Origin of the sequence: Gaiella sp., from assembly GCF_035558935.1 — a bacterium.
Classification (GTDB): Bacteria; Actinomycetota; Thermoleophilia; order Gaiellales; family Gaiellaceae; genus Gaiella.
This window is the reverse complement of sequence record NZ_DATMBZ010000002.1, coordinates 21405-35574: the sequence shown is the minus strand read 5'-3', so window position 1 is coordinate 35574 and position 14170 is coordinate 21405. Positions and strand designations below refer to the sequence as shown.

The window sequence follows — 14170 nt, the reverse complement described above, 5'->3', positions numbered from 1 at the left end:
ACGATGTTCTTGCCGATGTCGTGCACGTCGCCCTTCACGGTGGCGAGCACCACACGTCCCGCGGTGCGGCCGCCGACCTGCTCCGCCTCCATGAAGGGCTCGAGGTACGCGACCGCGCGCTTCATCGCGCGGGCGCTCTTGACCACCTGCGGCAGGAACATGCGGCCCGACCCGAACAGGTCGCCGACGACGCGCATCCCGTCCATCAGCGGGCCCTCGATCACGTCGAGGGGCCGGTCGCGGACGGCGCGGGCCTCCTCGACGTCCTCCTCGATGAAGTCGACGACCCCGTGCACCAGCGCGTGCTCGAGGCGCTTCTCGACGGACGACTCACGCCAGGCGAGATCCTCCTCGCGGCGCACCGTGTCCCCCTCGAAGCGCCGCGCGAGCGCCACGAGCCGCTCCGTCGCGTCGGCTCGCCGGTTCCAGATCACATCCTCGACGTGCTCGAGCAGCTCCGGTTCGATGTCCTCGTAGACCATCAGTAGGCCGGCGTTGACGATCCCCATGTCGAGACCTGCGCGGATCGCGTGGTACAGGAACGCGGCGTGCATCGCCTCCCGCACGTGCTGGTTGCCACGGAATGCGAACGAGAGATTCGAGATGCCGCCGCTCGTCCGCGCGCCGGGGCAGCGTTCCTTGATCAGCGGCAGCGCTTCGATGAAGGCCTTCGCGAACTCGTTGTGCTCCTCGATTCCGGTGGCGACCGCCAGCACGTTGGGGTCGAAGATCAGGTCCTCGGGCGGGAAGCCCGCCTGCTCGGTCAGGAGCCGGTACGCGCGCTCGCAGATCTCGACCTTCCGGTCGCGCGTGTCCGCCTGCCCCTGCTCGTCGAACGCCATCACGACGACGCCCGCTCCGTAGCGCCGGATCCGCCGCGCCTGCTCGAGGAAGGGCTCCTCGCCCTCCTTCAGTGAGATCGAGTTGACGATGCCCTTTCCCTGGAGGCACTTGAGCCCGGCCTCGAGCACTCCCCAGCGCGAGCTGTCGACCATGATCGGCAGGCGCGCCGCCTCCGGCTCGGTCGCCACGAGATTGAGGAACCGCGTCATCGTCCGCTCGCCGTCGAGCAGGTCGGCATCCATGTTCACGTCGAGCGCGTTCGCGCCGCTGCGCACCTGCTCGAGCGCGACCTCGACCGCCGCCTCGAGGTCGTCCGCCTCGACCAGCGAGCGGAAGCGGGCGGAGCCCGTGACGTTCGTCCGCTCTCCGATCATCACGAAGCCCGTGTCGGGCCCGATCTCGAAGGGCTCGAGCCCGCTCCAGCGGGGGCGCGGCACGGGGGTCGGGAGCACGCGGGGCGGAAGGCCGTCGACCGCCCCCGAGATCTGGCGAATGTGCTCGGGCGTCGTTCCACAGCATCCTCCGACGACGTTCACGAGACCGTCCTCCGCGAACGCGAGCAGGAAGCGGCTCGTGTCCCCGGGTTGCTCGTCGTGCTCGCCCATCGCGTTCGGCAGCCCCGCGTTCGGATAGCACGACACGTAGGTGTCGGCGACTCGCGCGAGGCTCTCGAGAAACGGCCGCATCTCGCTGGCGCCGAGCGAGCAGTTGACGCCGACCACGAGCGGCTCGGCGTGGGCGACCGAGACCCAGAAGGCCTCGGCGGTCTGGCCCGAGAGGTTCCTCCCGCTCCGGTCGATCGCGGTGAACGAGAGCCAGAGCGGCAGGTCGGGCGCGACCTCCGCCGCGGCGACGATCGCGGCCTTCGCGTTCAGCGTGTCGAAGATCGTCTCGACCAGGAGGAGGTCGGCGCCGCCCTCGACGAGCGCGGCGATCTGCTCGGCGTAGGTCGCCGACACCTCGTCGAACGTGGCCGAGCGGAAGGAGGGGTCGTCCACCTTCGGCGAGACCGAGAGCGACACGTTGAGCGGCCCTATTGCGCCGGCGACGAAGCGCGGACGGTCCGGCGTGCGCGCGGTCCAGGCGTCGGCCGCCGCGCGGGCGAGCCGCGCGCCCTCCCGGCTCATCTCGGCGGCGAGCCCCTCGAGTGCGTAGTCGCGCTGGCCGATCGAGGTCGCCGTAAACGTGTTCGTCGTCGCGATGTCCGCCCCGGCGGCGAAGTACTCGTCGTGGAGCTCGGCCACGATGTCCGGGTGCGTGAGGTTGAGCAGGTCGGGGTCGCCCTTGACGTCGCGCGGGTGGTCGCGCAACAGCTCGCCGCGGTAGTCAGCCTCGGAGAGCCCCTTCTTCTGCAGCAGCACGCCCCAGGAGCCGTCGAGGACGGCGATCCGAGTGTCGAGAATCTTCCTGAGTTGGGCTTCCGCGCTCACGTCTCTCCTTCACGAGCCGGCGACCACACCTTCGAGCGGTCCCGGCCGCAGGGCGCGGGGGCTCTTTAGGCGTTTGTTGACCCGGTCGCCAAGCTGCCTCAAAGCTCTCCGGGAACGTCACGATAGCGCGCGTCCGATGCTCCGCGAAGCGGTCTCAGGCGGCTACCTGTCCGAGCGCCTCGTCGACCGCGCGACCGTCGCCCAATGCGTCGGTCAGCACCTCGGCCGGCACCGGACGGCCGAGCTCGTAGCCCTGGGCGAGGCCGCAGCCGAGGTCGAGCAGCATGCTGCGCGCCCGGGGGGACTCGATCCCCTCGGCGACGACCGCGAGGTCGAGGTTGGCCCCGAGATCGAGGATCGTCCTCACGATCGTCATGCCCGTCGGGCTTTCGGTCATCCGGCTCACGAACGAGCGGTCGATCTTCAGCTCCGACAGCGGCAGGGCCGTGAGGTGGCCGAGGGACGAGTAGCCCGTCCCGAAGTCGTCGATGGAGAGGCGAACTCCGATCGCCGCGAGCTCCTGGGCGACATGGCGCGAGCGCGTCGGATCGGCCATCAGTGAGGTCTCGGTGATCTCCAGGGTGAGCAGCTCGGCGGGGAGCCCGGCCTCCGCGAGGATCGAGTCGACGGCGGACGGAAAGGTCGAGTCCAGCAGCGCGCGGACGTCGATGTTGACAGCGACCTCGATGGGTCTCCCGGCGGCGCGCCAGGCCGCCGCCTGCGCCACCGCGAGCCGGAGAACGCGATCGGTCAGCAGCCGCATGACCCCCGCCTTCTCCACGACGGGGAGGAGCACGGCCGGAAGGACGATTCCGCGCTGGGGGTGATTCCAGCGGGCGAGCGCCTCGGCGCCGACGATTCGACCGCTCGCGACCTCGACCTTGGGCTGGAAGTGGACGACGATGCTTCCGTCCTCGAGCGCCTGCCGGATCTCGCCGCCGAGGGCGAGCGCCTCGCGGCTCGAATCGTCCGCGGCCGGGTCGTAGAGCTCGACGCCGCTCCGGCTTCGCTTCGCGGCGTACATGGCGACGTCGGCAAAGCGCACGAGCGTCTCTGGATCGACGGCGTCGTCGGGAAACACCGCGCCTCCGATCGACGCTCCGACGTCGAGGGAGAGGTCGCCGATCGCGAACGGCTCGTCGAGCGCGCCGTGAATGCGCTCGGCTGCCTCGAGCACGTCGTCGGCGCCGTCCACGCGCAGAACGATCCCGAACTCGTCCCCGCCGAGGCGCGCGACGGTGTCGGTCTCGCGGATGGAGCGCCGGAGGCGGGCGCTGAAGCTGCGGAGCAACTCGTCGCCGTTGGCGTGCCCGAGGACGTCGTTGATCTCCTTGAACCCGTCGAGATCGAGGAGCATCACCGCCGCCCGCGCGTTGCTGCGTCGCGAGTCTGCGAGGACCTGGTCGATCCGGTCGCGGAAGAGGACCCGGTTCGGCAGGCCCGTCAGGCTGTCGTGGAGAGCCAGGTGCTCGATCGCGTCGATGTGGTAGCCCATCTGCCGCGTCGCCCGGCGGAGCACCGGGAAGAACGACGCGAAGAGGGCAAGCACAAGGATTTCCAGGACGGCAGCGATGGGCACGAAGGTGGCCCGGATCGACCGGGCAATCGGCGCGTAGTCGCGCGACGAGACGAAGGTGCCGGCCGGCCGGTGGCCGAACGAGATCGGCACGACCTGCTTGAGCACCGTGCGCTTCGCATCGCCGACGTGCTCGGGCTCGACGACGGTCTTGATGAGGCCGCCGGAGAGCGCTGCACGCGCGGCGTCGCTGTCGTGCGTCGGCCGTCCGATCAGCGCCGCGTCGGTCGAGTAGGACACGACGCCGTCGCGCCCGTAGAGCGTTGCCCGGTCCACGTCGTCGAGCAGCACCTGCTGGCCGAAGATCCGGTCGAGCTGTCGCCGTCGCTCCGCGCTCACGGGCCCATCGAAGTCCGAGGGCGTCAGCTGTCTCGAGAGGACGGCCGCCGCCACGAACCGTGTGTTCCGCTCGACGGCGTCCTCGGCGTGGCCCGTGACGAAACCACGGACGACCAGGAAGATCGCGACGCTCGTGACGGCCAGGCCGACCGCCGTGAACAGCGTGAACCGCAGTACGAGGCTCGGGTTCCGCGTGCGTCCGTCGCGGCCGCGGCTGAGCAGCAGCTTCATCTCACGCCCCGTTCGCGCGCTCGCGTCGACGACGCCTGATCACGGCGAGCACGCCCAGCGGCACGAGCACGAGCCCCGAGCTCACCCCGTTGCCGTTGCCGTTGCCGTTGCCGTTGCCGTTGCCGTTGCCGTTGCCGTTGCCCTGTCCGGTTCCCTGGCAGTTCCCGTTTCCGTTGCCCTGACCGTTCCCGTTCCCTTGCCCGTTTGCGTTGCCGTTGCCGTTGTTTCCGTTCCCGTTCCCGTTCCCGTTGCCGTTGTCCTGCCCGTTTCCATTGACGTGCCCGTTCGCTTTGCCCTGGCCATTGCCGTTGCCGTTCCCCTGGCAGTTCCCGTTGCCCTGCCCGTTCCCGTTGCCCTGGCCGTTCCCGTTGCCCTGATCCGTGCCGTCGGTGCCCGTGCCCGGGTCGGTGCCGCCGCCGTCGGCCGGGCCCTGGCCGGCGTCCGTGCCGGTGCCGTCGCCCTGGCCGGCGTCCCCCGGGGCGCTCCCCTCGTTTCCGCCGGTGCCGCCGGCGCCCGCGTCGCCACCGGCTGCGTTGCCGTCCCCGGGCGCCGCATCCCCCCCGCTTCCGTTGCCGCCGCCGACCCCGCTGCCGCCCTCGGCCCCGCTGCCGCCCTCCTGCGGGGCGCCTGCGGCCGGATCCGCGTCCTGCGCTCCGGCGCTGCCGGCCGACGGAGCTCCCGTCTGGCCGTTGCCGGGATCGACGGCCTCGTTCGTTCCCTGACCAGAGGCCTCGGTACCCGCCGGTGCGCTTCCTACCGAGGCGCCCGTTCCGGAGGACGTCTCGTCGAGCGCGACCGGGCCCGACTCCTCGGCCGTCGGCCCGCCACCCGAACCGCCGTCGACGGCTCCGTCGTCGGAGGGCTCTCCTGGAACGCCTACGCTCGAACCGGGCGTCGGCCCCGAGGGAACGACGGGTCGCTCGTCGTGTTCCGACCTCGAGTCCGAATCGTCGCCGCCTCCGCCGCCCGGTGCGGACGGTGTGGAGCGGCCGGGCGAAGGTGTTGTCTCGACCGGCGCGCTGCTGCTCTCGCCGGGCGCGGCGCCGAAGGGAGGCTCGAAGGTGTCGTCGGCGGGCTCGCCACCCTGTGTCCCGCCGCCTCGTGCAGTCGCACCGCCCGACACGGCAGGAGCCGTCCCGCTGCGCGCCCCCGGGCCGCGTTCGTCGGCGTTTCTCCGCGCAGGACGGGAGACTGGACGATCGGACGGCGCCTCGGAGATCGCGACGGTCTCGTCGGAGGAGGGCGCCTCCGACTCGGGCCCCGCGACGAGCCGCACGAGCCCCGATGTCGTGTCGCGAGCACCACCGAACAGCGCCCGCGGTGCCTCGAGGATCGGTGCGCCTACCCCGTTCGGGAAGAGCGAGAGCGTCAGCCCCGCAAGCGCGACGGCCGGAATCACGAGCATGGTGCACGCGATCGCCGCGAGCTCGCGCGTGTTTCGGGACGCCAACAGACGCCAGAATGGCCGCTCCTTCATCGCCGCAGTAACCCCTTGCCCCTCCCCGGGAGGATCCCCGGAGGCTCTCACCGTACGAGCGCCTGGCCGCCCCCTCCGTCCCCCAACAGGGTGAGACGCCGACGCTCCGGTTCCCTCACGGGAGGGATATCGAGTCGGTGGCGCCGCGCCGAACGGCTCAGCCGGTCGTGCGACCCGAGACCGCGAGCTGGTTCTCGGCGTGCCTGATGCGTTGCTCGAGCTGCCAGCGGTCGGCGGTCGACTCTCCGGCCTCGACGCGCTCGAGCTCCGCCCTCGCCGCGTCGAGCTGGGCCTGGGCGCGCGAGTCGTCGATCTCCCTGACGTTGACCGCGTCGTCGACGAGCGCGAGAGCACGATCGAGCTCCACCTTGAAGAACCCCGGCCCGGTCGCGAACTCGAGGATCTCGTTGCCGCCGAGATGGACGCGCGTCGAGCCGGCCTTGAGCGTCGCGACGAGCGGCGCGTGACGCGCCAGCACTCCGATCTCGCCCGCGGCGCCGGGGACGATCAGCATGTGCGCCTCGCCCTGGAAGACGGGGCCGTCGGGCGTGACGACCTGCACGTCGAATGCAGGATGATCGGTCGCGTCCGCCATGCGGTGCTTTCCTAGCCTGAGGCGGCCTCGGGCCGCATCAGGCGGCGACCTGCTCGAGCTGCCGCGCCTTCTCGCGCACGGCCTCGATCGGCCCGACCATGTAGAAGGCCGCCTCGGGCAGGTCGTCGCACTCGCCCTGGATGATCGCGTCGAACCCTGCGATCGTGTCCTCGAGCTTGACGTACTCGCCCGGCGTCCCCGTGAACTGCTCGGCGACGAAGTTCGGCTGCGACAGGAAGCGCTCGACCTTGCGCGCGCGGGAGACGACGAGCTTGTCCTCGTCGGTCAGCTCGTCCATCCCGAGGATCGCGATGATGTCCTGGAGGTCCTTGTAACGCTGCAGGATCTGCTGGACGCTCGTCGCGACGCGGTAGTGGTCGTCGGAGACGATCCCCGGCTGGAGCGCCCGCGAGGTCGAGTCGAGCGGGTCCATCGCCGGATAGATCCCCTTCTCGACGATCGCGCGGGACAGCGTCGTCGTGGAGTCGAGGTGGGCGAACGTGTTCGCGGGCGCCGGGTCGGTGAGGTCGTCGGCGGGCACGTAGATCGCCTGCACCGACGTCACCGAGCCGGTGGTCGTGGACGTGATGCGCTCCTGCAGCTGGCCCATCTCGGTGGCGAGCGTCGGCTGGTAGCCGACGGCGCTCGGCATGCGGCCGAGCAGCGCGGAGACCTCCGAGCCGGCCTGGACGAACCGGAAGATGTTGTCGATGAACAGCAGCACGTCCTGACCCTGGTCGCGGAAGTACTCGGCCATCGTGAGGCCCGAGAGGCCGACGCGCAGGCGAGCCCCCGGGGGCTCGTTCATCTGGCCGTAGACGAGGGCGACCTTGTCGATCACGCCCGACTCGGTCATCTCGATCATCAGGTCGGTGCCCTCGCGCGTCCGTTCGCCGACGCCGGAGAAGACCGACACGCCGCCGTGCTCCTTTGCGAGGTTGTGGATCAGCTCCTGGATCAGCACGGTCTTGCCGACGCCCGCGCCGCCGAAGAGGCCGACCTTGCCGCCCTTGATGTACGGCGCGATCAGGTCGACGCACTTGAGGCCGGTCTCGAAGATCTCGATCTTCGGCGAGAGGTCGCGGAAGGCGGGCGGGTCGCGGTGGATCGGCCACCGCTCCGCGTCCGCCGCGATCTCGCCCTTGCCGTCGATCGACTGCCCGATCACGTTCCAGAGCCGTCCCAGCGTCGGCTGGCCGACCGGCACGGAGATCGGAGCGCCCGTGTCGACCACGTCCACGCCCCGCGCGAGGCCGTCGGTCGAGTCCATCGCAACCGCGCGCACGCGGTCATCGCCGAGATGCTGCTGGACCTCGGCGACGAGCGTCCCGTTCGGCAGCTCGATCTCGAGGGCGCTCAGGATCTCGGGGAGGTCGTCGGGGAACACTGCGTCGAGAACGACGCCCTTGATCTCGATGATCTTCCCGACATTGCGACCGGACGTGCTCGTGGCTTCAGGCATGTGGCTCCGATGGGAGAGACGGTTGACCGAGCGGCACCCTGCCGGGCGACCGGCGACGGAGTCTAGCCAACGGCCGGAGCAGCCCGATGCGGTCCCGCCGCGGTCGGGAGGAGCCCTGCATCAGCGCCTCGACACGCTCGGCGTGGTCGAGCCGTCAGACGTCGGACGAGATGAAGTTCGGCGTCACGAACACGCCGTCAGCGTACGTGGAGGCGTCAGCCCTGCGGAGACGCAGGCACGGCGATGACGTCCACCGGAGCCCAGTAGTCGACGAGCCAGGGGGCGTCCTTGCCGCGTTGCTTGAGGCCGATGTAGAAGGCCGTCGGCTTCAGGCTGCTCGACGCGGCCGGCGTCAGCAGGACCTGCAGGACGACATGGCCCGGCGTCACCTCGTCGACCGAGAACGACGCTCCGCGGAGCCCCTTCGTCGGGAAGTACTGGACGGGGATGTTGCCGGTGAGCCATTCCTTGTAGGTGCAGGCGCAGTCACGCTTGAGGCCGGGATCGGCGAGCTTCCAGGCCTTCGGGAGGTTTTCGCGCCCGACGGCTGCGAGCACGAACTCGCCGGCCGCGACCCGTGCGGCCTGCGGGACGTCGCTCTCCTTCGGCTCCGTGATCGTCGCGTTGGGATCGAAGTCCTCCGAGGCGAACCCGGTCGGCACGCTCCCGACATTGGCCGGGCCCTTGTCCTCCTGGCCGAGCCGCACGGTCACGAACGCGACGATGCCGGCGATCAGGACGAGCGCAGCGGCCCAGGTGAGGGCCCGGGCCGTGCCCGGCGAGCGGAGACGTCGGAACACGCGTGGAGGGTAGCCGAGCGTGTTTTCCAGAACGTTCGGCGGATGTGAACTACAGGTTACGGCGGTAGAGGAGCACCGCGAGCGGGACGAAGGCCGCGAGGAGTGCCTGCGGAGCCAGCTCCTTCGAGACCAACTGGCGGCCCTGGGCGACGAGTGGGCCCCTGCCCAGCCGCTCGCGCACGGCGGCCACGAGCGAGCGCGTGTCGCCTTCGTTGATGACCGGCGCGTCCAACGCGCCGGCGACGAGCCGCAGTGAGCGGCTCGACGTCGGGTCGGGACGGTAGGCGGGGTCGCGCACCCCCTGGTCGTCGAACACGGCCTCGTCGCCCCGCCACACCTGGACGAAGATCGTCGAGACGTGACCCTCGCGTAGGCGATCGCTCAAGGTCTCCAGGTCGACCGGGATCGTCTCCCCGTCCGTCACGACAACGGCGATCCGACGGGCCGAGTCGGGACGGAAGAACGCGACACGGCCCAGATCGCCGAGTGCTGCGAACGCCGTGGCCCGCCGCGCCCTCCGGTCGGGTGGTGGTCGCTCGATCCCGATCGCGCGGTCGATCACCGCAGCGAAGGCGTTGGCTCCGAGCGTCGGGAAGAGGTGTGGCAGGACGCGGTCCGAGAGCGATGCGACGCCGACGCGTGTCTCCGGGATCGCGCTGCGCAGGCGCTTCGCGACGGCTCTTGCTCGGTCGAGCCGGGTCGGCTCGCTCGGAGCGCGCCGCGCGAGCATCGAGCGCGTGACGTCCATCACGATCAGCACCTCGGCGCCGTCGCGACCGCGGGTCGATTCCGAGCGCGCGACGACGGGTTGGGCCGCGGCGAGCGCGACCAGGCCGGAGACGAGCGCGACCAGGCCGAGGTCGACGAGGGTGGCGCGTCGCCCTGCCGCCGGCAGGCGGAGCGACGTCGCGATCGCAGCGGACCGCCTTCGCCCGGCGACGAGCGCCCACGCGCCGAGGGCCCCGATCAGGCCGACGAGGGCCGCGAGCGGGGTCAGGAAGCTGACCGACACGTCCGCTCGTCAGAAGCCGCTGCCGGACGTCGCCGAGCCGGCGCCCGGGCTCGGCAGCGGCGAGCGCGTGTCACCGCTGCCCGCGACGCCCGAGCCGGACGCCCGCAACAGCTTGAGCGCGAGCTCGAGGTCGTAGATCGCCGTGTCGTTGGACGGGTCGAGGATCACGGCTCGCTCGAGCTGCTCGATCGCGCGCCGGACGAAGACCTGGCGCTGCGTCGGCGAGTTCCTGCCCTCCTCGAGCATGAGCGCCGCTCGAAGCACCGCGAGCTGCGATCGCCGCGTCGGGTTGTCGTCGGCGACGAACGTCTGGCCGAGCACCCGCTCCGCAGCACTCCTCCGGGTCACGTCCTCGAACACGCGGATCGGCTCTCGCGGACCGCTGCGCCAGAAGCGGTCGACGGCGTGCCGGTAGGCGACGTCGTCTCCGACGCCGAGGAGCGACTCCGACACACCGCGTGGGAGAAGCGTGTCCGGCTCCCACGCCGCAGGCACCGCGGCGCCGTATGCGATGTCGCCGTCGCGGAGCTGCCGGTCCCAGCGCAGCACGTCGGCAGCGAGCGCGACGAGGAGCGCCGCTCCGACGACGAGCGCGAGGACCGCGACCGCACCCGCCGCGGGCCGGAGCCAGGGACGCTCGGTCACGCCGTCCTCCCCCAGGCCAGGCGTGCGCACCAGCGCTCGTTCAGAGCGAGGAGGCCGAGCAGCGCGGCGCCGACACAGGCGAGCGCCCACGGCGACGAGCCCACGAGTGTCAGGTGCTCGCGCACCGTCGTGTTCCGCAGGAGCTCGGGGCGGTCGACGAAGACGTTCTTCCCGGCGATCTGCGTGAAGAGCCGCCTGTCCTCGGGCGCGGGGAACAGCGGGACGACGCGGAGCCGGATGCCGTCGCGCTCGTACGCGACGAGCTCCTCGGTGAGCGCCGACGTGTCGAAGCCCGAGTCGTCCAGGTCGCTCAGCAGGAGGACGGACAGGTCGTGATTGCCTTCCCGGGCGATGACGGCGCGCGCCTCGGCGAGACCTGTCGAGATCCGAGTGCCGCCGCGGAAGGCGAGCGACCAGGGGCTCTCCTCCCGAGGCCGCTGCGCCGGAGCCGCGTTTCCGCCGCGCCGGCGGGCGCCGAAGCCACGCTGCGCGACGCCGACCGGTCCCTGGTCGAAGAAGGGGAGCAGCGGACGCAGCTCCTCGCTCCTCGTGTCCGGCGGCAGCATCTCGTACGCGCTGTCCGAGAAGACGATCAGCCCCACGCGCCCCTCGGTCTCCGCGAAGGACTGCAAGACGCGCTGCACGCGCTGCGACTTCTGCGCGTCGACGCTCGTCGAGAGGTCGAGGACGACGATGCCGCCGCTCCCGGTCGCGAAGTAGCTGGTCGGGAGCGCCTGGAGGTCGCGAGAGAGCCCGTAGGCGGCGAGCAGCAGCCCGAGTGCCGCTACGGCGAGCGCGACCCTGACCCAGCGCGTCCGCCGATGCTCGCGGCGCAGCTCGTCCGCGGCAGAGGTCGGCAGCCCGGTGCGCCGGCGCAGCGAGAGCTCGCTCATACCGCGACCTCGGGTGAGACCGCGTCCTCCACACGGCGCGCGAAGGACTCGACCTCCTCGCCGGTCGAGGGCTGCGGCGACCAGGCGAGCGCCCGCGCGTCGTCGGCCAGCGCCTCGTGGCCGAGCACGTCGAGCTCGCGCGCCACGCGCTCGAGCGCCCGGCGGCGTTCGGCCGGCCCGACGCCGTTGCCGAGCTCTGCCCGTGCGAGCTCGAGGGCACGCTCCAGCGGCGGGCGGATAGGACGCTGCTCGAGATCCTCGGACACCGCCGGGACATGCCACAGGCGACGGCCGAGCCAGACGGCCGCGCCGACGAGCGCCAGCGCCGCGACAAGGAGGACGGTCGCCAGCCCCTTGGGCCCGAAGCGCGTCGTGACCGCCGGAAGCTCCGTCTCGCTCGCCCGCCAGCGGATCGCCTCCACGTCGTCCGCCGCGACGCGCGAGGCGACGACGACCGCGGGCCAGTCGACGAAGTCCCGACCGGCACCCGGGCTGTCGCGGAAGCGGTAACGCACGAGGCCCGACTGGAACTCGGCCACGCCGCGCGCGGCCGCCGGCTCGCACCCTTCGCGGAGACACCGGAGCGGATAGCGGAAGCGCACGTGCGCGCTCGAGCCGGTCACGTGCCGCTCGACCGTCGGCTTGCCCGCGAGCTCGTACGGCGTGAAGTCCGCCTGCATGCTGATCGACTCGGGCCGGACGATCCGGGTGTCGACGACGACGTCGGCGGTCGCGACGAGGGGCGTCCCGAAAGCGACGACGTTCGGCGTCACGTCGGCCGTGACGGAGACCGCGCTGCGCGGCTCGGCGGCGCTGTTGCCCTCGTTGGTGACCGCGAGCCAGAGCTCCCGGATCGCAAGGCCGACGAGCACGGCGGCTGCCACCTGCACGGCGATCACCGCCGCGCGCTTCACGCCGCGTGCCCCCAGGCCGCCTGCCGCTCGGACGACCAGCTGAGAAAGGCCTCGAAGACGTGCTCGCCGTCCTCCCGTCCGATCACGACCGGCTCGACGCCGAGCGAGCGCAGCCCGCCGACGAGCTCCGCCAGCCGCTCCTCGTGGCGCTCTCGCAGCCGTTCAGACTCGCCGGCGGAAAGCCGCACGAGCCGCATGCGGCCGTTGGCCCCGACGAGCGGGACGACGATGCGGTCGACGTCGGGGAAGCGCTGCTCCCACACCGGATCCTGGACGATCACCGGGACGACGTCCCAGCCTCGGTCGAGCGCCCATTCCCACGTCTCGAGCGGCGTCGGCTCGATGAAGTCGGAGAGGACGAACACGAAGCTCGCCGACGGGACCTGGCGCCTGTGGATCGTGAGGAACTCGAACATGCCCGTGATCGCGTCGGCCGGCGTCGAGCGCTCCGGCAGGGCGTGCTCCGCGAGGACGATGTTCCTGCGCCCGCTCGTCGGCGGGCTCCAAGCGACGAGGCCGGGGCGCTCGTGCTCGAGCCGTCCCACGAGGCCGCGCGACTCCGCCACGCTCGCCTCGATCAGCGCGAGCGCGACGCCGGCGGCCTCCGCCTTGTGGAGAAACGGCAGGCCAGGCGGGCACATCGACATCGCGGGGCGCCGGTCGACGCAGACGACCACTCGCGGCGCCTCGTCGGCGAGGTATTCCCGGACGACGAACTCGTCGCTGGCTCGTGCCGCCGAGAGGCGCGCCGACGCGGCCCAGTCGATCCGGTGAGGGTCGTCCCCCGGGACATAGGGACGCGAGCCGGCGATATCAGATCCCGAGCCTCTGCGCGCGCCGTGCATCGACCCGAACGCCAGGCCGATCAGCCGCCGGCGCGAGACGAGCGGGAAGGTGAGGCCGCCGCCGATCATTCCTCGACGGGGGCGGGCACCGGGTCGTCCTCGAGCGCCGCCGACGGCGGCGGCGCGAGCGCGAGGCATTCCTCGGCAAACGCGCGCATGACGGCCGCCATCCCATGCTGGCGCGCCTCCGCGAGCTTCGTCGGCGTGAGGACGACTCGATGTCCGAGCACCGCGACGAGCAGCCGTTCGACGTCGGCCGGGACGACGTACTGGCGGCCGTGGAGCAGCGCCCAGCCGCGCGCGGCCCGCTCGAGCGCGAGGCTGCCGCGGACCGAGGCGCCGACCGACGTGGCGCTCATCTCACGCGTCGCACGGACGAGCCGGACGACCCACTCCGCGATCAGCGGGTCGAGGTAGACGGCGGTGGTCGCGCGCTCGAGAGCCTCGATCTCGTCGATGCCGACGACGGGCTGCAGCGATGCAAGCGGATGCTCGACGCGCTGGTCCTCGATCACCTTGAGCTCCTCGGAGGCGCTCGGGTAGCCGAGCGAGGTCCGCAGGAAGAAGCGGTCGAGCTGCGCCTCCGGGAGCGGGAACGTGCCCTCGTATTCGATCGGGTTCTCCGTGGCGAGCAGCAGGAACGGACGAGGGGTGGGCCTCGTCGTCCCGTCGACCGTCACCTGGCGCTCGGCCATCGCCTCGAGCAGTGCGGACTGCGTCTTCGGCATCGCCCGGTTGATCTCGTCGACGAGCACGACGTTCGCGAAGATCGGACCCGGTCGGAACTCGAAGTCCCGCGTCCGCTGGTCGTAGACGGCGAGACCGGTGACGTCGGTCGGCTGGAGATCGGGCGTGCACTGGATCCTCGTCCCGAGCGACCCCTCGATCGACTGCGACACGGCCCGCGCGAGAACCGTCTTCGCCGTGCCCGGCACGTCCTCGAACAGCACGTGCCCGCCGCACGCCAGGGCCGTCAGGACGAGCCGCACCTCGTCGCTCTTGCCGTGCACGACCCTCTCGATGTTCTCGAGCAGCCGCGTGGCGACCGCGACAGCCTCTTGCAGCTCGTCGGCGCGTACCGGGTCGGCCAACACGCCGACGAGTGTAG

Annotated in this window: 12 protein-coding genes; all 12 read right to left on the bottom strand. The window is 71.5% G+C overall.

Features of this window, described 5'->3' with window-relative positions; all coding sequences use genetic code 11:
- The coding region (gene metH, locus VNM44_RS00305) for a methionine synthase (protein WP_325621353.1) at positions 1–2273 on the bottom strand (2273 nt) is incomplete at its 3' end.
- Between the two features lie 154 nt (positions 2274–2427).
- Positions 2428–4419: a putative bifunctional diguanylate cyclase/phosphodiesterase gene (locus VNM44_RS00300; RefSeq protein ID WP_325621351.1), complete on the bottom strand. Its 1992-nt coding sequence runs from the start codon at positions 4417–4419 to the stop codon at positions 2428–2430.
- Between the two features lies 1 nt (position 4420).
- Positions 4421–5896, bottom strand: coding sequence for a hypothetical protein (locus VNM44_RS00295; protein WP_325621349.1), 1476 nt, complete (start codon positions 5894–5896; stop codon positions 4421–4423).
- Positions 5897–6053: 157 nt separating this feature from the next.
- The gene (atpC, locus tag VNM44_RS00290; protein WP_325621347.1) at positions 6054–6491 is read right to left on the bottom strand and encodes an ATP synthase F1 subunit epsilon; all 438 of its coding nucleotides are present in this window, start codon (positions 6489–6491) and stop codon (positions 6054–6056) included.
- A 37-nt stretch (positions 6492–6528) separates the two neighbouring features.
- Positions 6529–7953: a F0F1 ATP synthase subunit beta gene (atpD, locus tag VNM44_RS00285; RefSeq protein ID WP_325621345.1), complete on the bottom strand. Its 1425-nt coding sequence runs from the start codon at positions 7951–7953 to the stop codon at positions 6529–6531.
- Positions 7954–8168: 215 nt separating this feature from the next.
- Positions 8169–8753, bottom strand: coding sequence for a hypothetical protein (locus tag VNM44_RS00280; RefSeq protein WP_325621343.1), 585 nt, complete (start codon positions 8751–8753; stop codon positions 8169–8171).
- Positions 8754–8802: 49 nt separating this feature from the next.
- Positions 8803–9765: a VWA domain-containing protein gene (locus VNM44_RS00275; protein WP_325621341.1), complete on the bottom strand. Its 963-nt coding sequence runs from the start codon at positions 9763–9765 to the stop codon at positions 8803–8805.
- 9 nt (positions 9766–9774) lie between these two features.
- Positions 9775–10410 (bottom strand): hypothetical protein, encoded by a 636-nt coding sequence (locus VNM44_RS00270; RefSeq protein WP_325621339.1) that lies wholly within the window; start codon positions 10408–10410, stop codon positions 9775–9777.
- Entirely contained in the window at positions 10407–11303 is an 897-nt protein-coding gene (locus tag VNM44_RS00265) for a hypothetical protein (protein WP_325621337.1), read from the bottom strand. The genes VNM44_RS00270 and VNM44_RS00265 overlap by 4 nt, the downstream gene beginning before the upstream one ends.
- On the bottom strand, positions 11300–12217 hold the full coding sequence (locus tag VNM44_RS00260) for a hypothetical protein (RefSeq protein WP_325621333.1): 918 nt from the start codon (positions 12215–12217) through the stop codon (positions 11300–11302). Before VNM44_RS00260 ends, VNM44_RS00265 begins: the two co-directional genes overlap by 4 nt.
- Complete coding sequence (locus tag VNM44_RS00255) at positions 12214–13131, bottom strand: DUF58 domain-containing protein (RefSeq protein WP_325621331.1); 918 nt, start codon at positions 13129–13131, stop codon at positions 12214–12216. The genes VNM44_RS00260 and VNM44_RS00255 overlap by 4 nt, the downstream gene beginning before the upstream one ends.
- Positions 13128–14153, bottom strand: coding sequence for an AAA family ATPase (locus VNM44_RS00250; RefSeq protein ID WP_325621330.1), 1026 nt, complete (start codon positions 14151–14153; stop codon positions 13128–13130). Before VNM44_RS00250 ends, VNM44_RS00255 begins: the two co-directional genes overlap by 4 nt.
- Positions 14154–14170 lie beyond the last annotated feature (17 nt).